This is a genomic window from Qipengyuania vulgaris (genome assembly GCF_009827325.1).
Classification (GTDB): Bacteria; Pseudomonadota; Alphaproteobacteria; order Sphingomonadales; family Sphingomonadaceae; genus Qipengyuania; species Qipengyuania vulgaris.
Genome location: NZ_WTYC01000004.1, coordinates 58,517 through 77,929, shown reverse-complemented (window position 1 = coordinate 77,929; position 19,413 = coordinate 58,517). Strand labels below are relative to the sequence as shown.

At 61.1% G+C, this 19,413-nt stretch carries 20 protein-coding genes; 15 read left to right on the top strand and 5 right to left on the bottom strand.

What is annotated here, in order from left to right; genetic code table 11:
- Nucleotides 1-8: 8 nt before the first annotated feature.
- The 5 genes from glyA (at nt 9) to GRI69_RS08920 (ending at nt 3,113) form a co-directional block, all read left to right on the top strand.
- Nucleotides 9-1,292, top strand: a complete 1,284-nt coding sequence (gene glyA / locus GRI69_RS08940; protein WP_160727939.1) for a serine hydroxymethyltransferase — start codon at nt 9-11, stop codon at nt 1,290-1,292.
- 10 nt (nt 1,293-1,302) lie between these two features.
- Complete coding sequence (locus GRI69_RS08935) at nt 1,303-1,554, top strand: hypothetical protein (RefSeq protein WP_202391939.1); 252 nt, start codon at nt 1,303-1,305, stop codon at nt 1,552-1,554.
- Between the two features lie 14 nt (nt 1,555-1,568).
- Complete coding sequence (nrdR, locus tag GRI69_RS08930) at nt 1,569-2,036, top strand: transcriptional regulator NrdR (RefSeq protein WP_160727938.1); 468 nt, start codon at nt 1,569-1,571, stop codon at nt 2,034-2,036.
- Complete coding sequence (locus GRI69_RS08925; RefSeq protein ID WP_160727937.1) at nt 2,023-2,751, top strand: RNA methyltransferase; 729 nt, start codon at nt 2,023-2,025, stop codon at nt 2,749-2,751. The genes nrdR and GRI69_RS08925 overlap by 14 nt, the downstream gene beginning before the upstream one ends.
- Before the next feature lie 65 nt (nt 2,752-2,816).
- A complete protein-coding gene (locus GRI69_RS08920) occupies nt 2,817-3,113 on the top strand; it encodes a hypothetical protein (protein ID WP_160727936.1) in 297 nt (98 codons plus the stop codon).
- Here GRI69_RS08920 and GRI69_RS08915 read toward each other — a convergent pair.
- On the bottom strand, nt 3,110-3,421 hold the full coding sequence (locus tag GRI69_RS08915) for a chorismate mutase (protein ID WP_160727935.1): 312 nt from the start codon (nt 3,419-3,421) through the stop codon (nt 3,110-3,112). The genes GRI69_RS08920 and GRI69_RS08915 overlap by 4 nt on opposite strands.
- Nucleotides 3,422-3,512: 91 nt before the next feature.
- On the opposite strand from GRI69_RS08915, the gene trpB reads away from it, so the two are divergent.
- The 5 genes from trpB to GRI69_RS08890 all read left to right on the top strand — a co-directional run bounded on the left by trpB (nt 3,513) and on the right by GRI69_RS08890 (nt 8,171).
- On the top strand, nt 3,513-4,727 hold the full coding sequence (gene trpB / locus GRI69_RS08910) for a tryptophan synthase subunit beta (protein ID WP_160727934.1): 1,215 nt from the start codon (nt 3,513-3,515) through the stop codon (nt 4,725-4,727).
- Complete coding sequence (locus tag GRI69_RS08905; RefSeq protein ID WP_237453026.1) at nt 4,724-5,026, top strand: hypothetical protein; 303 nt, start codon at nt 4,724-4,726, stop codon at nt 5,024-5,026. Before trpB ends, GRI69_RS08905 begins: the two co-directional genes overlap by 4 nt.
- 195 nt (nt 5,027-5,221) lie before the next feature.
- Nucleotides 5,222-6,022, top strand: a complete 801-nt coding sequence (trpA, locus tag GRI69_RS08900; RefSeq protein WP_160727932.1) for a tryptophan synthase subunit alpha — start codon at nt 5,222-5,224, stop codon at nt 6,020-6,022.
- Complete coding sequence (gene accD, locus GRI69_RS08895; RefSeq protein WP_160727931.1) at nt 6,019-6,867, top strand: acetyl-CoA carboxylase, carboxyltransferase subunit beta; 849 nt, start codon at nt 6,019-6,021, stop codon at nt 6,865-6,867. The genes trpA and accD overlap by 4 nt, the downstream gene beginning before the upstream one ends.
- Nucleotides 6,868-6,875: 8 nt before the next feature.
- The gene (locus GRI69_RS08890; protein WP_160727930.1) at nt 6,876-8,171 is read left to right on the top strand and encodes a bifunctional folylpolyglutamate synthase/dihydrofolate synthase; all 1,296 of its coding nucleotides are present in this window, start codon (nt 6,876-6,878) and stop codon (nt 8,169-8,171) included.
- Here the strand turns inward: GRI69_RS08890 and GRI69_RS08885 are convergent, their stop codons facing one another.
- Entirely contained in the window at nt 8,172-9,902 is a 1,731-nt protein-coding gene (locus GRI69_RS08885) for an AmpG family muropeptide MFS transporter (protein ID WP_160727929.1), read from the bottom strand.
- A 71-nt stretch (nt 9,903-9,973) separates the two neighbouring features.
- On the opposite strand from GRI69_RS08885, the gene GRI69_RS08880 reads away from it, so the two are divergent.
- Genes GRI69_RS08880 through rsmD form a run of 3 tightly spaced genes read left to right on the top strand, consistent with a single transcriptional unit; the run spans nt 9,974 to nt 12,465 of the window.
- Complete coding sequence (locus tag GRI69_RS08880) at nt 9,974-11,137, top strand: aromatic ring-hydroxylating oxygenase subunit alpha (protein ID WP_160727928.1); 1,164 nt, start codon at nt 9,974-9,976, stop codon at nt 11,135-11,137.
- Nucleotides 11,138-11,155: 18 nt separating this feature from the next.
- Nucleotides 11,156-11,923 carry a pseudouridine synthase gene (locus tag GRI69_RS08875; protein WP_160727927.1) on the top strand — a complete coding sequence of 256 codons (768 nt, stop codon included), beginning with the start codon at nt 11,156-11,158 and terminating at the stop codon, nt 11,921-11,923.
- Nucleotides 11,920-12,465, top strand: coding sequence for a 16S rRNA (guanine(966)-N(2))-methyltransferase RsmD (gene rsmD / locus GRI69_RS08870; protein WP_160727926.1), 546 nt, complete (start codon nt 11,920-11,922; stop codon nt 12,463-12,465). Before GRI69_RS08875 ends, rsmD begins: the two co-directional genes overlap by 4 nt.
- A gap of 84 nt (nt 12,466-12,549) precedes the next feature.
- Here rsmD and GRI69_RS08865 read toward each other — a convergent pair whose 3' ends face one another.
- Entirely contained in the window at nt 12,550-13,173 is a 624-nt protein-coding gene (locus GRI69_RS08865) for a hypothetical protein (RefSeq protein WP_160727925.1), read from the bottom strand.
- A gap of 120 nt (nt 13,174-13,293) precedes the next feature.
- Between GRI69_RS08865 and GRI69_RS08860 the strand changes: the two genes are divergently transcribed.
- Nucleotides 13,294-15,606: an ATP-dependent helicase gene (locus GRI69_RS08860; protein ID WP_160727924.1), complete on the top strand. Its 2,313-nt coding sequence runs from the start codon at nt 13,294-13,296 to the stop codon at nt 15,604-15,606.
- An 83-nt stretch (nt 15,607-15,689) separates the two neighbouring features.
- On the opposite strand, the gene GRI69_RS08855 is transcribed toward GRI69_RS08860, so the two are convergent.
- Together GRI69_RS08855 and GRI69_RS08850 are read right to left on the bottom strand one after the other, a co-directional pair.
- A complete protein-coding gene (locus GRI69_RS08855) occupies nt 15,690-17,048 on the bottom strand; it encodes a DEAD/DEAH box helicase (RefSeq protein ID WP_160727923.1) in 1,359 nt (452 codons plus the stop codon).
- A 107-nt stretch (nt 17,049-17,155) separates the two neighbouring features.
- Nucleotides 17,156-17,743 carry a hypothetical protein gene (locus tag GRI69_RS08850; protein ID WP_160727922.1) on the bottom strand — a complete coding sequence of 196 codons (588 nt, stop codon included), beginning with the start codon at nt 17,741-17,743 and terminating at the stop codon, nt 17,156-17,158.
- A gap of 154 nt (nt 17,744-17,897) precedes the next feature.
- On the opposite strand from GRI69_RS08850, the gene GRI69_RS08845 reads away from it, so the two are divergent.
- Nucleotides 17,898-19,346, top strand: a complete 1,449-nt coding sequence (locus GRI69_RS08845; RefSeq protein WP_160727921.1) for an FAD-binding oxidoreductase — start codon at nt 17,898-17,900, stop codon at nt 19,344-19,346.
- Nucleotides 19,347-19,413 lie beyond the last annotated feature (67 nt).

Genomic DNA, 19,413 nt, shown 5'->3' with positions numbered 1-19,413 from the left:
GGACAAGCATGACCGACAACCGTTTCTGGAAGGACACGCTCGAACAGGCCGATCCCGAAATCCATGCCGCAGTCCGCAACGAACTGAAGCGCCAGCAGGACAAGATCGAACTGATCGCGAGTGAGAACATCGCTTCGACCGCAGTCCTCGAAGCGACCGGCAGCGTGTTCACCAACAAATATGCCGAAGGCTACCCGGGCAAGCGTTACTACGGCGGCTGCGACTATGCCGACGTGGTGGAAACGCTCGCCATCGACCGAGCGAAGCAGCTGTTCGGCTGCAATTTCGCCAACGTCCAGCCCAACTCCGGCAGCCAGATGAACCAGGCGGTATTCCTCGCGCTGCTGCAGCCGGGCGATACCTTCATGGGTCTCGACCTCAATTCGGGCGGCCACCTGACGCATGGATCGCCGGTCAACATGAGCGGAAAGTGGTTCAACCCGGTAAGCTACGGCGTGCGTGAAGGCGACGAGCTGATCGACATGGACGACGTAATGGGGATCGCGAAGGAGCACAAACCCAAGCTCATCATCGCAGGCGGCACCGCCTATTCGCGCGTCTGGGACTGGGCGGCCTTCCGCAAAGTGGCGGACGAGGTCGGCGCAATCCTCATGGTCGACATGAGCCACATCTCCGGCCTCGTCGCCGGCGGCGCGCACCCCTCGCCCTTCCCCCATGCCCATGTGGTGACGACCACCACGCACAAGAGCCTTCGCGGGCCGCGTTCCGGAGTGATTCTGTGGGACGACGAGCAATTCACCAAGCCGATCAACATGGCGGTCTTCCCCGGCATGCAGGGCGGTCCGCTCATGCATGTCATCGCCGCCAAGGCGGTCGCCTTCCGCGAAGCGCTGCGGCCCGAGTTCAAGGACTATGCCGCCAATGTCGTCGCCAATGCGCGCGCGCTGGCGAAAAGCATCGAGGCAAATGGCCTGCGCGTCGTTTCGGGCGGTACGGACAACCACTCCATGCTGGTCGATCTCACAGTCAGGGATGTGACCGGCAAGGCGGCGGAGACCGGCCTCGACCGCGCCTGGCTGACCTGCAACAAGAACGGCATTCCCTACGACACGCGCAGCCCGTTCGTGACGAGCGGAATCCGCCTCGGCACGCCTGCGGGCACCACGCGGGGCTTCGGCGAACCCGAGTTCACGACCATCGGCAAGCTGATCTGCGAAGTCGTCGACGGCCTGTCGCGCAATGGACCCGAAGGCGACGGCGAGGTGGAGCAGAGCGTGCGTGACCGGGTAACCGAACTGTGCGATGCTTTCCCAGTCTATCCCGGACGTTGAGGAGAATTTCATGGCCATAGATCCAGACGACCGCGAACCGGAAGATCGCCGCGGCAAGCACCAGGATCACGACCTGGTTCCGGATGCCACTGCCGAGATCAAGGGCATGGCAAAGGAAGGCCTGAACCACCCTTCGACCAAACCTGTGCTGACCGGTGCCGCCATTGGCGCTATCGCGGGCGGCATCCTGCCCGTGGTGACTTGGCCGATCGGCCTCGTCGCCGGAGCGGGCTTCATGCTCTACAAGCGCCTGCGCCCCTGATTTACGGATAACAAATGCGCTGCCCATTCTGCGCCCATGACGACAGTCAGGTGAAGGACTCTCGTCCGACCGAGGATTCGACCTCGATCCGCCGCCGCCGCCAATGCTCCAGCTGCGGCGCGCGCTTCACGACGTTCGAACGCGTGCAGCTGCGCGAAGTCACCGTGATCAAGTCGGGCGACCGCCGCCAGCCCTTCGACCGGGGCAAGCTCGAACAATCGATCTCGCTCGCCTGCCGCAAGCGCGACATTGCGCATGAGCGGATCGACCAGCTGGTAAGCGGCATCCAGCGTCAGGTCGAAACCGCAGGTGAAGCGGAAATCGCTTCGCAGCGCATCGGCGAAATGGTGATGGACGGCCTGCGCCAGATCGACAGCGTGGCCTATATCCGCTTCGCATCCGTCTACCGCGACTTCAGCGAAGCGCGCGACTTCGAGGAATTCGCCAGCACGGTGCAGGAAGCGGCGAATGAACGGGCCTGACAGCCGCAAGCCCGTCATCGTTCTCGTCCGTCCGCAACTTGGCGAAAATATCGGCAAGGCGGCGCGGGCGATGCTCAATTTCGGGCTCACCGAATTGCGCATGGTCGAACCGCGCGATGGATGGCCCAATCCCGATGCGGGCCCTGCCGCCGCTGGCGCCGATATCGTGCTGGAGAAGGCGCAGGTTTTCCCGACCACTGCCGAAGCCGTGGCGGATTGCGCGCATGTCTATGCCACCACCGTCCGCAAGCGCGGCGTCACCAAGCCGGTCTACACTCCAGAGGAAGCGATCCTCGAGATAGCGAAGGCCGACGGGCGCAGCGCAATCCTGTTCGGTCCCGAACGTTCGGGGCTGGAGACCGAGGATGTCGCGCTCGCCCGCGCAATCCTCACCGTCCCGATCAATCCCGAATTCGGCTCACTCAATCTGGCGCAGGCTGTGATCCTGTGCGCTTACGAGTGGTCAAAGCACGAAAGCCTCGTCCAGCCGACGCAGGAAGAAATCCTTCCGCCGGCGCCACAGGAGGAACTGGAGGGGCTCATCGCCCATCTCGAAGCGATGCTCGAGCCGACCGGCTACTTTCTCCCCGAAGCCCGCGCAGATGTCACCCACCGGACGCTTCGCGGCGTCCTTACAAAGCCGGGCTGGAACCACCTCGAAGTGCGTACGCTGCGCGGTGTGCTCTCCTCGCTCCGTCGCGGACCACGCACCTAGGCACCTTATTCATCTGCCGTTCAAAGAATAACTTCGACCTTCATACGCCAAATGGGGAGATCGAGATGAGCCTGATATTCGCTGCTGCTGCGACATTGGTCCCGGTCCAGATCGAGTCTGTAGAGCTCTCGGCTGAAGGAACATTTGTTTCCGAATTTGCAAGGCAGGCGATTGCGGAAAAATCGGTAGAGGCGATTCAATGCCTGGCCATTGGTGAACGGCGCGACGGGACAAACCGGGTCTGTCTGACCGCACCGGAATGGCAGAGGGTATTCGACCGCGTGGCCCGTAGCCAATCGGCAGAACGCCGTGATCGCGCGATCGCGGATGCCCAGTTCAGAGCAAGTCGACCGGGATATTAAGCCCTAATTCGGTCCCACTCGCCAAGTTCGTAAGCGATCGAGGTTTCGACCAGAAGCCCCCAGATTTCGGCGATTTTTTCACTGGGTAATTCGCGGCCTTCAGCATCGGCCCGCGCATTGTCGATGACCTCGGCCTTGCGCGCTTCATCGCGGACCACATTGCGGTCCTCCTTGATACGAGCCGCCGCGCGCATATAGCCGAAACGGCGGTCCAGCAGCTCCATCAGTTCGCGGTCGGTCGTATCCACGCCGATCCGCACTTCGCGCATGTCGGTGCAGTCTTCGGGCAGCTTGAAATCATTGCTCATGGCCGCGCCGCATGGCGAAGCGATTGCCCCTTGTCGAGTGCAAACGAAACCCACTCTCGACTTGCGCGCGGCACCTCGGCATGGGGGTCCCATGTCGAGCAATCCCAACTCCTTCCGCAACCAGCCTGACGAGCGCGGGCATTTCGGCGATTACGGCGGGCGCTATGTCGCCGAGACCCTGATGCCGCTGGTCCTCGATCTCGAGCGCGAATACCGCGCCGCGCAGGCCGACCCCGAATTCCAGCGCGAGTTCGACGACCTGCTGGAACATTACGTGGGCCGCCCTTCCCCGCTCTATTTCGCGGAACGGCTTACCGACGCCATCGGCGGCGCGCAGGTGTGGTTCAAGCGTGACGAGCTCAATCACACGGGCGCGCACAAGATCAACAATTGCATCGGGCAGATCCTCCTGGCGATCCGCATGGGCAAGACGCGGATCATCGCGGAAACCGGCGCCGGCCAGCACGGCGTTGCCACAGCCACCGTCTGCGCGCGGTTCGGCCTGCCTTGCGTGGTCTACATGGGCGCAGAAGACGTGCGGCGGCAGTCGCCCAATGTCTTCCGCATGAAGCTGCTCGGTGCGGAGGTCGTGCCCGTGACCAGCGGGCGCGGTACGCTCAAGGACGCCATGAACGAAGGGCTGCGCGACTGGGTCGCGAATGTCCACGACACTTTCTACATCATCGGCACCGCAGCAGGGCCGCATCCCTATCCGGAGCTGGTGCGCGATTTCCAGAGCGTGATCGGCAAGGAAGCGCGCCAGCAGATGCAGGACCGCATCGGCCGCCTGCCAGACCTGCTGGTGGCAGCCATCGGTGGTGGTTCAAATGCCCTCGGCCTGTTCCACCCCTTCCTCGACGATCCGGACGTAAAGATGCTCGGTGTCGAGGCTGCGGGTCACGGATTGGATGGCGACGAGCACGCGGCAAGCCTGCTCGGCGGCTTCCCCGGCGTGCTTCACGGCAACAAGACCTATCTGCTGCAGGACGATGACGGTCAGATCACCGAAGGCCACTCGATCAGCGCCGGTCTGGACTATCCCGGCATCGGCCCCGAACACGCCTGGCTCAAGGATACGGGCCGCGTCGAATACACCGCGATCACCGACGAGGAGGCGCTGGAGGCCTTCCAGCTCCTCTGCCGCACTGAGGGCATTATTCCCGCCCTTGAGCCGAGCCACGCGATCGCAGCGGTGCAGAAGCGCGCGAAGGAAATGGACCGCGACGCGGTGATCCTCGCGAACTTGTGCGGGCGCGGGGACAAGGACATCTTCACCGTAGCGGAGCGGTTGGGGGTGGAGATGTGAGAAAGTTCAACTCCGCTCCAAAAATCCCACGATGGCAGAAGTTCTTGTTTGGCAAGCGTGTCCGATGGGCTTTCCGGCCAAAGATGGGTCTTTTCGTCTTGCTCATCTCCCTCCCGGTCCTCGGCTTTTTACGATGGTTGAGCTCGGACGGCGACAACCCGACCGCAGATATTGGCTGGGTTCTGCTGGTTTCATTGGGATTCGCAGCCCTGGCAGCGATTACCGACTACTTCAAATTTGGCACAGTTTTTCGCCACACCCTGAAAGCTATCGTCACCCCGGCTCGGGGGCCGGGGTGACGGTTACGGGCGCGGTGCTGTCCTACACAGCATAAAATGTGCCACAATCGAGCCATGACGCACTACAATTCCTTCGCAATCCATAGACCCGACCCCTCACTCAGCCCCAATTCCTGTTTCGCCTCCTGAACAGTGTAACAGGTGTAACACTTCTCTCGCTCTCGCCCCTCAAATCCTCGAACCACAGCTTGCTCCATGACCATATCGAATCGTCTCTCCAACGCCTTCTCCAAGCCCCACCCCGCGCTCGTCTGTTTCGTTACAGCAGGCGATGGCGACACGGCGGCCAATCTCGACGCATTGGTCGAAGGCGGCGCGGATGTGATCGAGCTTGGCATGCCCTTCACCGATCCCATGGCCGATGGGCCCGCTATCCAGCAGGCGAATATCCGTTCGTTGGGTGCGGGAACGACCACAGCGGACGTGCTGCGCATGGCGCGCAAGTTTCGCGAGCGACACCCGCACGTGCCGCTGGTGCTGATGGGCTATGCCAATCCGATGATCCGCAGAGGGCCTGAATGGTTCGCAAATGCGGCCAAGGAAGCGGGCGTCGACGGGGTCATCTGCGTCGATATCCCGCCCGAGGAAGACGATGCGCTCGGCCCGCAGCTGCGCGGCGCAGGGATCGCCCCCATCCGCCTCGCCACCCCCACCACCGATGCCAAGCGACTGCCCAAGGTCCTCGAAGGCTCGGGCGGTTTTCTCTATTATGTTTCGGTCGCCGGAATCACCGGTAAGCAGCAGGCCGCGCAAACCTCCATCGACGAAGCAGTTGCTCGGCTCAAGGCAGCGACAGACCTGCCGATCGCAGTCGGCTTCGGCGTGCGTACGCCCGAACAGGCGGGCGAGATCGCGAAGGTCGCTGATGGCGTCGTCGTGGGCTCCGCACTGGTCGAACTGGTCGGAGAACACGGCGCCGACGCTCCTGCAAAACTGCGCGAATATACGGCAAGTCTTGCCAAGGCAGTCCATTCGGCGGCAAAGGCGTCCAAATGAACTGGTTTACACGCGTCCGTAACAATCTCAGCTGGCTCCCCAAGCGCACCACCGACAAGGATCTGTGGGTCAAGTGCCCCAGTTGCCAGCAGATGGTCTTCGGCCAGGAATACACCGAGAACATGGATGTCTGCCCGCGCTGCGACCATCATGGCCGTATCGGAGCGGACAAGCGGCTGGCCATGCTGCTCGACGAAGGCTTCGAGACGCTTCCGATCCCGGACGTGAAGGAAGACCCGCTCAAGTTCCGCGATTCGAAGAAGTACACCGACCGCCTCAAGCAGGCGCGTGCCAAGAGCCCGCACAAGGACGCCTTTCTCGTCGGTGCCGGCGCGATCGAGGGCAAGGCTGTGGTCGTGGGCGTGCAGGACTTCAGCTTCATGGGCGGTAGCATGGGCATGGCTGTGGGCACGGCCTTCTGCCAGGGCGCCGAACGTGCGCTGACTCTGCGCGCGCCCTACATCGTCGTTACTGCGGCGGGTGGTGCACGCATGCAGGAAGGGATCCTCAGCCTGATGCAGATGCCCAAGGCGACTGTGATGACGCGCCGCCTCAAGGAAGCGGGCCTGCCCTATATCGTGGTGCTGACCGATCCGACCACGGGCGGCGTAACTGCCAGTTATGCAATGCTGGGCGACGTTCATATCGCAGAGCCCGGTGCGCTCATCGGCTTCGCGGGGCAGCGCGTAATCCAGGATACGATCCGGGAACAGCTTCCCGATGGCTTCCAGCGCGCCGAATACCTCCACAAGCACGGCATGGTCGACATGGTGGTCCACCGCCACGACCTGCGCGATACGCTGGCGACGGTGCTCGATTACCTGGCGCCCGCCGAGGCGGCCTGACCCTCATAATGCGGGATTTCGCCCGCTCGGACGATGCTTCGGTACAGGCCCAGCTAGACCGGCTGGCAAGGCTGAGCGTGCCCGACGGGCGGTTGGGATTGGAGACAATCCGGGCTTTGCTGGAGCGCCTCGGCAATCCGCATCGCCGGTTGCCGCCGGTCTTCCATGTCGCCGGGACCAACGGCAAGGGATCGACCTGCGCGTTCCTGCGCGCGATGCTGGAGGCGCAAGGGTACAAGGTCCATGTTACCACCAGCCCGCATCTGGTCCGGTACAACGAGCGCATCCGGGTGGCGGGCGACCTGATTACCGACGCGAGACTGGCGGACCTCCTCGCCGAAGTACTGGATGCGGGCGAGGACCTGAAGCCCAGCTTCTTCGAAGTGACCGTCGCCGCCGCCTTCACTGAATTCGCGCGTGTCCCCGCCGACGCCTGCGTTGTGGAGGTAGGCCTCGGCGGCCGCTTCGATGCGACCAACGTGCTCGAACCTGACGTGCTGGCCGCTTGCGGGATCGCGGCGCTGGGCATCGATCACGAACGCTTCCTGCTCGCACCCGAGCAGGGCGTACCGGAACTACCGCTCGCCCGCATCGCCTTCGAAAAGGCCGGGATTGCCAAGCTGGGCTGCCCGCTGGTCACGCTGGACTACCCCCAACCGGCGCAGCGCGAGATCGAGGCAACCGCGGCGCGGAATGGCTCACCCCTCGTCACGCGTGGGCGCGAATGGTCGATGAGCACTAGCACAACCGGCTTACATTATGCGGACGGGCACGGCGAAGTTTCGCTGCCGCTCCCCGCCCTGCCCGGCCCGCACCAGCCGGAGAACGCTGCTCTGGCAGTCGCGATGCTGCGGCACCAAGAGCGTGTGGGGATGACGCTTGATGCGTTAGCCACCGGAATTTGTCAGGCGCAGTGGCCAGCACGCCTGCAGCGCCTGTCTCCTGGTCCGCTGACGCGAGACCGCGAGTTATGGCTGGACGGCGGACACAACCCTTCGGCGGGAGATTCGCTGGGACGCCACTTCGCAGGCCAGCGTCTGCACCTAGTCATCGGCATGCTAGACGCGAAAGACCCGGCAGCGATCGTGAAGCCGCTGAGGGCTGCCATAGCCAGCATCTCCGTAGTCCCTGTTCCGGGCCACGACTGGCACAGCCCGGAAGCGTTCGGCTCCGGTGTGCCGCTGGCGGAGGACGTGCCCTCCGCCCTTTCCGCCCTGCCAGACGATGGCTTGCCTGTCCTTATCGCAGGATCGCTCTACCTTGCAGGCGAAGTCTTGAAGCTCAACGGCGAACTGCCCGACTGATCACTTAGCCGGGACAGGCTCGCCCGCTTCCGGCGCGACGATACCGGCGGCCTTCCTTCCGCGGCTTTCGCGGTACCATTCGAAACACACCAGCACCGCTGCACCAAGACCGATCCAAGTCGTCAGGATGAAGACATCGAAATAACCCTGGTTCTCGATCATCTCCCCCAGTGCGCCCCGCCCCAGAGTGCCCACCAGCAGCGTCAGCGACGACAGCAGCGCATATTGCACTGCGCTGAACTTCTTGGACACGATCGACGAAAGCCAAGCGACATAAGCCGCACCGGCGACACCGATCGCGAGGTTTTCGAAGGCAATGGTGATGGTCAACTTGGCGAGTGCGGCATCGCCGATGCCCGGCACCTGCTCGATCAGGTAGGTAAAGCCCACGAAATCGCTGAACGCCTGCATATTTGCGCCGCCAATCGCCATGTCCGCGTAGAGCAAGTTGGTCAGAGCGGCCAGCACGCCACCGATCAGCAGGGTTGCCATCCGGCCAATCGTGGTGAGCAACAAACCGCCCAGCGCGAGACCGGCGATGATGGCGCCCACGCCGAAGAACTTCGAAGCGAATGCCACGTCGTCATTCGTGTATTCGAGCTCCCCAAGGTAGAACGGATAGGCGAACGTCCCCCAGATCGCGTCGCAGATACGATAGGTCAGCACCACAGCGAGAATAAGCACCAGCGACCAGCCCATGCGCCCGACAAATTCCACTAGCGGAAGGACAAGCGCACGATACAGGTGATCGAGCGCGAACGAACCGCCCGTCGCCGGTTCCATATCCTGCGCCAGAAGATGCTCTCCGCGGCGCTTCTTACTGGCAAGCCAACCGGCAATGAGTGCAGGCAGGATAATGGTCGCCACAATGATCCATGGGCCCACATTGATGGTGAATTCCGTAGGATTGGGCCGGTCTTCCGGCGCATAGGTCAAAGACATGATCATGAACGTCATGACCACGCCGATTGCCCCTGCCCAAAGCAGACCAACCAGCACCAGCGCGCGATTGCGGACCGAAGGCGCCAGCTCTCCTGCCATGCGTAGGGCGCGAACCTGCAGTTCGCTTTCGCTGGCAATGTCGGCCGCCTCTTCCTTGGCATTCGGCGCCCACAGTCCGACGAAGCCAACCGCAAGCAGGATTGCCCCCATCAGCGCATAGGTTTCAGGCCAGCCGATCCGCGCAGCGATGACCAATCCCAAAGCACCGCCTACGAGCGAGGAAAGGCGATAGCCCATCTGGTAGACGGTCGAGAGGATGTCGATGGTCGCGCGTTCGTCCGCCACGTCGATGCGCCATGCATTGATCGCGATGTCCTGCGTGGCGCTAGCAAAGGCGCCGATCCCCGCAAGCAGGCTGAACCAGCCAAGCTGCGTCCTGGGTTCGAGCACGCTCATGGTGACAAGGATAATTCCCAGCAGCACCTGCATCGGTACGATCCACTGCTTTCGCCTCCCCAGCTTGCGCAGGATCGGAATGTTAACCTTGTCGATCAAAGGCGACCACAGGAACTGAAAGGCATAGGCAAGCCCGATGAGGGAGAATATGCCCATGGTCTCGAGGTCGACCTCTGCTTCGGTCAACCAGGCGAAGAGCGTGCCGAGGAAGAGAGCAAAAGGCAGTCCGCTGGCAAAGCCGAACAGGAGCATGAAACCGGTCTTGCGATTGGTCAGCGCGAGAGCCAGCACCTTCCACGCTGATTTCTTCTTTTCTTCAACCGCTTCGGCCATGCCCTAGCGTCCTTCCGTTTTGATCTATTTTTTGCGACACTAGCGTTCGGAGAGAGAAAGGAACAGGCGCGATGGGAGTTCCCTCCACGCTACTCGATGGGCGCCGGCCGACTGACGGCATGCTGGCACTTGCACAGGATATTGCGGACAACAAGGAACGCGATGGTCTTGGTCAGACCAGCGTGCCCGCCGACGTATATACCGATCCTGATTACTGGGCGCGCGAGAAGAGCGCGATTTACGACCGGCTGCCACAAATTCTCTGCCCCAGCGCCCTGCTGCCCGATGCCGGAATGGCAGTTCCGCACGATGCGACAGGACGACCGCTGCTCATTACCCGCGATGCTGCTGGCAAAGTCCACGTATTCCTGAATGTCTGCCGCCATCGCGGCACACGTCTTGTCGAAGGCAGCGAGGTCAAATGCGCCAAGAAGTTCGTCTGCCCCTATCACGCCTGGACCTATGCAGTGGATGGCCGCCTCCTGGCCCTGCCCCGCCCGGACACTTTCCCCGAACTCGACAAGAGCGAGATGGGACTTGTGGAATTGCCCTCGCGCGAAAGCGGCGGGGTCATATGGTTCTGTCCAAAGGAAGAAACGGCGGATTTCAGTCTGGCCGACAGGCTGGGAGAGGACTTCGACGCGCTCGGCATGGGCGAGCATGTCCTCTTCCGGCGCAAAACGCACGAGGTGGCAGGAAACTGGAAGCTCATCATGGATGCCTTCCTCGAAAGCTACCACGTTACACGTCTCCATGCGCAGACCATCGGCCCGTTCTTCAAGGACGGCGTGACTAGCGGTGACATGATCGGGCCGCATGCACGCAGCGCAGTCGGAAGGCTCGAGGAGATGGAGGGCGTGGATCTCACCGACATGGCACAGCTTCGCCGCGTGGTGACCTTCGCGTACCAGCTGATGCCTGGCGCGCTTGTCATTCCCAGCCCCGACTACATCAACCTGATGGTCATGATGCCACAGGCCCAGAACCGCACACTGGTTGAGGACTTCATGCTCATTCCCGAGCATCCGAGCACCGACAAAGCGCGCGACCACTGGGAACGCAGTTGGGCGCTGCTTGACGGCGGGGTTTTCGCCTCCGAGGATTTTCGCGCCGCCGAGCTCGGTCAGCAAGGTCTGGAGACCGGCGCGGTTCCGGAATTGACGCTCGGGACGATGGAAGGCGGCATCAGGCGCTATCACGAGACAGTCGAGGAAGCCTTGCGCGCCGCCAACTGAGGGCCTAACCGCGCGTCCATGTCCGACAACAGACTTCCCGAAGCCGGCGACCGTATCGCCAAACTGCTCGCACGCGCGGGTGTTGCCAGTCGCCGCGAAATCGAGCGGATGATCGCCGACGGGCGCGTTTCGCTCGACGGCAAGGTGCTAGACACCCCGGCCATAAAGCTGGAAAGCCTGCGCGGCGTGTCCGTGGACGGAAAGCCTGTCGGCGATGCTGAAGACACCCGCCTGTTTGCCTTCCACAAACCGTCGGGCCTCATCACAGCAGAGCGGGATCCCAAGGGGCGGCCCACGATTTACGCCGCGCTGCGTAATGCACTGCCCAAGGATGCTGGCCGAGTAATGCCGGTCGGTCGCCTCGACTTCAACACCGAAGGCCTTTTGCTCCTTACGAACGACGGCGAAATGAAGCGCGCCATGGAATTGCCCTCCTCAGGAGTGCCGCGCACATATCGCGCGCGCGCCTTCGGCGAGATCACGCAAAGCCAATTGGACGAGCTGATCGAAGGAGTAGAAATCGACGGTATCCGCTACGGTCAGATCGAGGCCAATCTGGAGAGGGGTTCGGGGCGCAACCGCTGGATTGAAATGACCCTGCGGGAAGGAAAGAACCGCGAAGTCCGGCTTATTCTCGAACATCTCGGACTGGAGGTGAACCGCCTTCTGCGGATCGGGTACGGCCCTTTCCATCTCGGCGACCTGCCTCGCGGCCAAGCGATCGAATTGAAGCGCGGCGATGTCGAAGCGTTCAAGCGCGATCTGTCGCGCGGCGGCCGCAAGTGAGGATAATCGCCGGGGAATGGCGCGGGCGGAAACTGATCGCCCCGAAGGGTGAGAGCACCCGTCCCACAGCCGACCGCACACGCGAAACATTGTTCAGCATGCTGAGCAGCCGCCTTGGCAGCTTTGAAGGGCTTTCGGTGCTCGACCTGTTTGCCGGGTCGGGAGCCCTCGGGCTGGAAGCGCTATCTCGCGGCGCGGCGCATTGCCTTTTCGTCGAACAGGATTCCGACGCGGTGAAGGCGATACGCACCAACGTGGAAACTTTCGATGCGCGTAGTCGCACCCAGATTCAGCAGGGCTCGGTGATGAGCCTCGGCCCGGCAAAGAATGTCCACGACCTCATTCTGATGGATCCCCCCTACGAGACTGGAGCAGGCCAGGTGGCGCTGGATCGGATGGTCCGGCTGGGGTGGATTGGGCCCGCGACATGGATTGCGCTTGAAACCCGCAGGAACGAGGACATCGCCGTCAAAACGCTGAAAGCGGAGGCCGACCGTGTCGTCGGAAAGGCCAAAATCACCCTTCTTTCCCTAGCGGGCTGAGAGAGAAATGAGGGGCAGGCCCACCAAGACGGACCTGCCCCTTCCAAGCGTCGCCGCTGGAAAAAGCGGCGCAGGGTGTTTCAATTACATATCATCATCAGTGTCAGGACGGGTTGCCGGAAGCGGCTCGTCAATTTCACTAGCGGGGCGTCCCGGCCAGTATTCCAGCGGACGATTGCCGGTCTTGTTCTTTTCCCAGCCATTGATGCAGCCATCCTGCTGACCCGCCGTACAGATCGGCAGATCATCGCCGTTTGCAGTCGCCTGATAATTGGCCGGCGTGGTCTGAATAACTTCGCTGCGGACGAAGCGCGGCGACATTGAACTGGCTGTGGCGGCAGTGGTGCTAGCGGTAGTTCCAGTGGCGCTTGCGCTGGTCTGCGCAGTTAGCTGGGAATTGATCTGCTGCCATGCCATCGTCCGCTGCTCAGGCGTCATCTCGTAAACACGGACACGCTGGTCATCGTTAAGCACCCACCAGGCGGTGGTCTGATCATCGTCTAGGGTCCAGTAATATTCCTGCACCTCGGGTGGCCAAGCATCATACGTAGTACGGCGATCCATCGGCCAACCATCATACATCATCTGCTGATCGTCGGTCAGAACATACACATCGCCTTCAGCGTCGACCGCTACGGCTTCTTGTGCGACGGCCGGGGCTGCGGTGAAGGAAAGCGCTGCTGCGCTGGCAAGAATGATATTCTTCATGGTAATGTCTCCTGAGAGGGTCATCGGCACCATTACTATTCAAGTCATGCCTTGGTTCCGGCGCGCTTCCGGCGGCAGGGCTTGTGCTGCCACGCTACGTTCCCTAGCTGTTCCGGAACGATGTCCGAATTGCCCGCCCCTGTCGATAGCGCCGGAAACGACGCGGTTCCGCCCTATGCGGCGCAATTGAATCCTCCCCAGCGCGAAGCTGTCCTGACGACGGAGGGGCCGGTTCTGATGCTCGCGGGAGCGGGCACCGGCAAGACTGCGGCGCTCACCGCAAGACTTGCACACCTCATCGCAACCCGCCGGGCTTGGCCGAGCGAAATCCTCTGCGTCACCTTCACCAACAAGGCCGCGCGCGAAATGCGCCACCGCGTCGGTCGGCACATCGGCGATGCGGTCGAAGGGATGCCATGGCTCGGTACGTTCCACTCGATCGGCGCAAAAATGCTGCGGCGACAGGCGGAACTCGTTGGGCTGCAAAGCAACTATACGATCATCGACACCGACGATCAGTTGCGATTGCTCAAGCAGCTGATCCAGGAGAATGACCTGGATGAAAAGCGCTGGCCCGCTCGCCAGCTTGCCGGACTGATCGACCGCTGGAAGAACCGCGGCCTCAATCCGGGCGATCTCGATGCGGTCGAGAACGAAGCCTATGCCAACGGCCGCGGCACACAATTCTACAAGCTGTATCAAGACCGCCTCAAAACCCTGAATGCGTGCGACTTCGGTGATTTGCTACTGCACATCCTCAATATCTTCCGCCAGCACCATGATGTGCTGGGGCAGTATCAGCAGCGCTTCAAGTACATCCTTGTCGACGAATATCAGGACACCAATCAGGTCCAGTACCTCTGGCTCCGTCTGCTGGCCCAGACCCGCAAGAACATCTGCGTGGTGGGTGACGACGACCAGTCTATCTATTCATGGCGAGGCGCAGAAGTCGCCAATATCCTCAAGTTCGAAAAGGACTTTCCCGGGGCGGCGGTCATTAAGCTGGAGCAGAATTATCGGTCCACGCCCCAGATACTCGCAGCGGCGTCTGGCCTCATAAATGCAAATAGCGAGCGGCTGGGCAAGACACTATGGACCGAACTGCCTGCGGGCGAGAAAGTGCGGATTGTCGGTGTATGGGACGCTCCCGAAGAAGCGCGCCGCGTGGGCGAAGCAATCGAGCGTCTCGAGAGCGAAGGAGCTCCGCTGGACCAGGTCGCCATTCTCGTGCGCGCACAATACCAGACGCGTGAGTTCGAGGACCGCTTCATCCAGATCGGCCTCAATTACCGCATCGTCGGCGGTTTCCGCTTTTACGAGCGCGCCGAAATCCGTGACGCCCTCGCCTACCTTCGCACAATTGCCCAGCCTGCCGACGATCTCGCCTTCGAGAGGATATACAACCAGCCGAAGCGGGGACTCGGAGCCAAGACGCTGGAGGCCATGCGCCGTCACGCGCGCAAGACCCAGACGCCGTTAGCTGCGGCTTCGCTCGATCTTGCCGATAGCGACGAATTGCCGTCCCGCGCGCGCAACACGCTGGTCGGTCTGCTCGGCCAGTTCGTCCAATGGCGGGAGCTGGAGGAAAAGGTCTCGCCCTCCGAACTTCTGCGTACCGTGCTTGTCGAGAGCGGGTACGAGGAGATGCTCCAGAAGGATCGCAGCGCAGAGAGTGCGGGTCGGCTTGAGAACCTCACCGAACTTGCGCGGGCGATGGAAGAGTACGAGACCCTCGGTGATTTTCTTGAGCATGTCAGCCTGGTGATGGATAACGACCGGGCCGACGATGGCGAAAAACTCACCATCATGACCATGCATGCGGCAAAGGGGCTGGAGTTCGATCATGTCTTCCTGCCCGGCTGGGAGGAAGGCGTATTCCCTAGCCAGCGCGCCATCGACGAAGGTGGCCTCGCGAGCCTCGAAGAGGAACGTCGCCTGGCCTATGTGGCGATCACACGCGCAAAACGGCGCTGCACGATCTACCATGCGGCAAACCGGCGCATATATGGCCAGTGGACCAGTTCGATTCCCAGCCGCTTCATCGAAGAACTTCCCGATGAGCATATCGAGAGCGAAACCACTATGAGTGGCGGCGCATCGCTATGGCGCGCGAACTGGACTGAGAACGAGGACCCGTTCGCGCATGTCTCGAACGCACGCCCCGATCGCAGCACCGCACGGGGCCCGGGTTGGCAGCGGGCCCTTTCAACCGGATATGATAGCACGCCCAAACGTCTTGCCGAGCCGGGAAAGAGCGCGGCAAGCTTTGCCGCCAAACCACGCGCCGACATCGCCATCGGTGCCCGGGTCTTCCATGAGAAGTTCGGTTATGGTGTCGTTATGGACCAAGAAGGCAACAAGCTCGAGATCGAATTCGAGAAGGCTGGCACAAAGCGGGTACTCGACAGCTTCGTACGTCTAGTCACTGACTAGAACCACTTCACCTTTATCTGCGTGACAGATGCGTGGGCACGTGATCTTCGAGGTGACGCAGCGTCACCCGAGGCGCTAAAAGTTCAAATCGCCGAAACTTCGAGAAAACCCGGGACCGGTCCGTTCCAATCGCCCGGATTGGAAGACATTTCGCTCTGATTCCTCTTTGGAGCCGAGCGCTTTGGTTTTTCTACTTGTACAGGCGCGGTTTCTTTTTTCTGCGCAGGACCGGTGTCTTTCTTCCGGCCGCGGGGAGGCTTTTCCTCGCGCTGCGGCTCTTGGGATTGCCTCGGTTCCTTGGGCGCTTCTACCAGATCGACCCGCACGTCCTTCTTGCCGAAGACCGGGATCTCGTTTTCCGTAAGCTTTTCGACATTCTGGATTGCCTCGGCGTCCTCTTCGGAAACAAAGGTAAAAGCGCGGCCCTTGGCCCCCGCCCTGCCCGTGCGACCGATCCGGTGAACATAGTCGTCCGGGTGCCAGGGCGTGTCGAAATTGAATATGTGGCTCACACCCTTGATGTCCAGCCCGCGCGCCGCAACATCGGATGCGACAAGAATATTCACTTCCCCAGCCTTGAAGCGATCGAGTTCCTTGATGCGGCTAGACTGGTCCATATCACCATGGATCTCGCTGCTGGCGAAACCGTGTTGCTGCAAGCTCTTGTTGAGCTCGCGCACGGTCGTCTTGCGATTGGCGAAGATGATCGCGGTCTCGACATGGTCGTTGCGCAGCAACCAGCGTAGCGTCTCGCGCTTCTGGCGGCTCTTCACCGGTATCTTGAAGACGGTGATGTCTTTATTCGTTGTGGCCGCGCGGCTTACCTCGATCCGCTTGGGATTGTTGAGGAACTTCTTCGCCAGCTTTTCGATCGGCGGCGGCATAGTGGCCGAGAAAAGCATCGTCTGACGCGTTTCTGGAAGCTTCGAACAAATGAATTCGATGTCTGGAATAAAGCCCATATCCAGCATGCGGTCGGCTTCATCGATGACAAGCAACTCACAGCCGTTGAGCAAGATTTTTCCGCGCTCGAACAGGTCCATGAGCCGGCCCGGGGTAGCGATCAGCACGTCCACACCGTCATTGAGCGCCTTGATTTGATCTCCCATCTGGACCCCGCCAATCAGCAGGGCGAGCTTGAGGTCGTGGTTCTTTCCGTATTTCTCGAAGTTCTCGGCGACCTGGGCCGCAAGTTCGCGAGTCGGGGCAAGAATGAGACTGCGCGGCATGAGCGCTCGGCGCCGGCCACTCGCCATGATGTCGATCATTGGCAAAACGAAGCTGGCGGTTTTGCCAGTGCCGGTCTGCGCAATTCCGACAATGTCCTTCATCATCAGGACCGGGGGAATTGCCTGCGACTGGATCGGGGTCGGCTCGGTATAGCCGGCTTCCTCAACCGCTTTCAGCAAGTCTGGTGATAGGCCGAGATCGGCGAAACTCATGTGGGTTACGATCGCCTCTGTTTAGGAAATACGAAAAAGGCCGCAACTGGGCGGCCTTTACCGTGTGTGCCCTTCGCTAATTTAAGCGCACAAGTCAAGGAAAACGGTCAGTCCCTTCGTTCGAGAACCAACTGACTGAATTTCTCAACCTGGCACTTGGCGCCCGAACGGCTCATTATCCGGTCCCGACCGATGCATAGCTGTCCGTCGTCACTGCGTTCGACATAGAAGCCACGATAGAAATCTCGCGGAGAACATCCTTTTTCCAAACGTGCTGCGATAGTCCGACTGTCACGCATGAACATAAGCAGATAATCGCCCCGGTCGGCCACGCCGCCGATAGCCGATGTGTCGACGCATTTCCCTGCGGGGCGTGCGACGACGCGGGTACGAGGCCGGCTGGTTACCGTGTCGGGCGAAATATCATCCCGGATCCGGCTGGGAGCAGGCGATATGCGCAAAATCACGCGTCGCTCAATCCTTACCTGTTCGCTCGTCGGTGGCTCTATGCCCTCGAGCACCAAGGACCATGCGGGCGCGTTTTCCGATAGCGGAAGCGGCGAGATTTTCCGGTCGCCCTCTCCACCTTGCGACACGACTGCACCACCCACATCCTGCTCGACGGTCGGCAAGCCAAACCAACCCACAGGAAGCAGGAGCGCGAAAAGCGCAAAGATCACGAAAAGGTTAGGCATCGACGATGCGATTTCGCTCCTCTGGCCGCGTAGCAAACCCGCGACATCGGTGAGATGCCCATGTGAGCCAAGACATTTGAATATCGGCTTAATTACATTGGCGGCCCTGACAAGAGGTAGTCATCGCCGGTGCGACTGTGGCATGGCGCAGCGAATGGATAACGCCGATCTTTTTCTCGCCGAAGCCGCCGATTTGCTCGGGGAACGGGGATTCACCCGCGACAGAGAAATTATCGAACCCTGGCTAACGGACTGGCGGGGTCGCTTCAAGGGTGAGGCTCTGGGTATGGCGTCTCCGGCATCTACGGAAGAAGTCGCGACTTTCGTTAGACTTTGCGCAAGGCACAGCGTGCCTATCGTGCCGCAGGGCGGCAACAGCGGGATGTCCGGAGGAGCCACACCCGATGCGTCCGGCACTACAGTTCTTTTGTCCCTGAGGCGCATGAACCGCATCCGCTCGCTCGACAACGATGCAGGTGAAGTCACGTGCGAAGCGGGCGTCATCCTTCAAGACCTGCACGAAGCAGCGGAGGAGCGGCGGTTGCGCTTTCCTCTGACTCTGGGAGGCAAGGGGTCTGCGACTGTCGGGGGCCTTGTTTCGACCAATGCGGGCGGTACGCAGGTCCTCCGCCATGGAACTATGCGCAATCAGGTTCTGGGATTGGAGGCGGTCATGGCCGATGGCTCAGTTCTCGACACTCTCACCCCTCTCAAGAAAGACAATCGCGGATTCGATCTGAAACAGGTGCTTATTGGCTCTGAGGGCACGCTGGGTATCGTCACGGCTGCAACTCTCCGCCTGCTTCCCGAAATCGGGGAGCGCAAGGTAATCTGGGTTGGGCAAAACTCGCTACAGGACGCCCGCCGCCTTTTGCTCCACTTTCAGAATTTGGCTGGGGACTCGTTAGAAGGCTTCGAAGTGATACCCGCCCACAGCCTTGCCGCAGTGATCGACCATTTGCCCTACGCACGTTCACCGGTCGAAGGAAAACACGCTTGGCACGCGCTCATCGAGCTCACGTCTAAAGCTGGCGAAACGGAGGCGCTTGGCGCGCTCGCCGAAGAGATTCTCGGCAAAGCCCTCGATCTGGGAATTCTCAATGACGCTGTCATCGCGGCCAATGAAACTCAAGCTGAAGATTTTTGGCTCCTGCGCGAATCGATTGCTCCGGCCGAACGGGCGATCGGGCCCGCAATGCAGCACGATATCTCCGTTTCTGTTTCCAGAATGGCGGATTTTGTGGACGAAATATCACCCACTATCGAAAAGCGCTTCCCCGGAACGAAGGCTGTCGCATTCGGCCATCTCGGAGACGGGAACGTCCATTTTCATGTCCTCGCTCCCAGCGGTTCGACAGGCGGGGAATGGGAGCACACACAAGGAAAAGAGATCAGCAGTTATGTTCACGATCTGGTGACCGAATGGGGCGGGTCTATCAGTGCCGAACATGGGATCGGACAGATCAAGCGAACTGAACTCGGCCGGTTGGGCGATCCGGTAGCGCTCGCTCTCATGAGAAGTATCAAGCAAGCGCTGGATCCCAACGGGTTGCTAAACCCTGGGAAACTTGTCCCGCTTGCGCAAGAAGGCTCAACACCTTAAGGGACCGCACCTTCCGGCGTGCGTTGTTCCTATGTCACCGCCCGTCCTACTCAAAGATCTTTTAGAC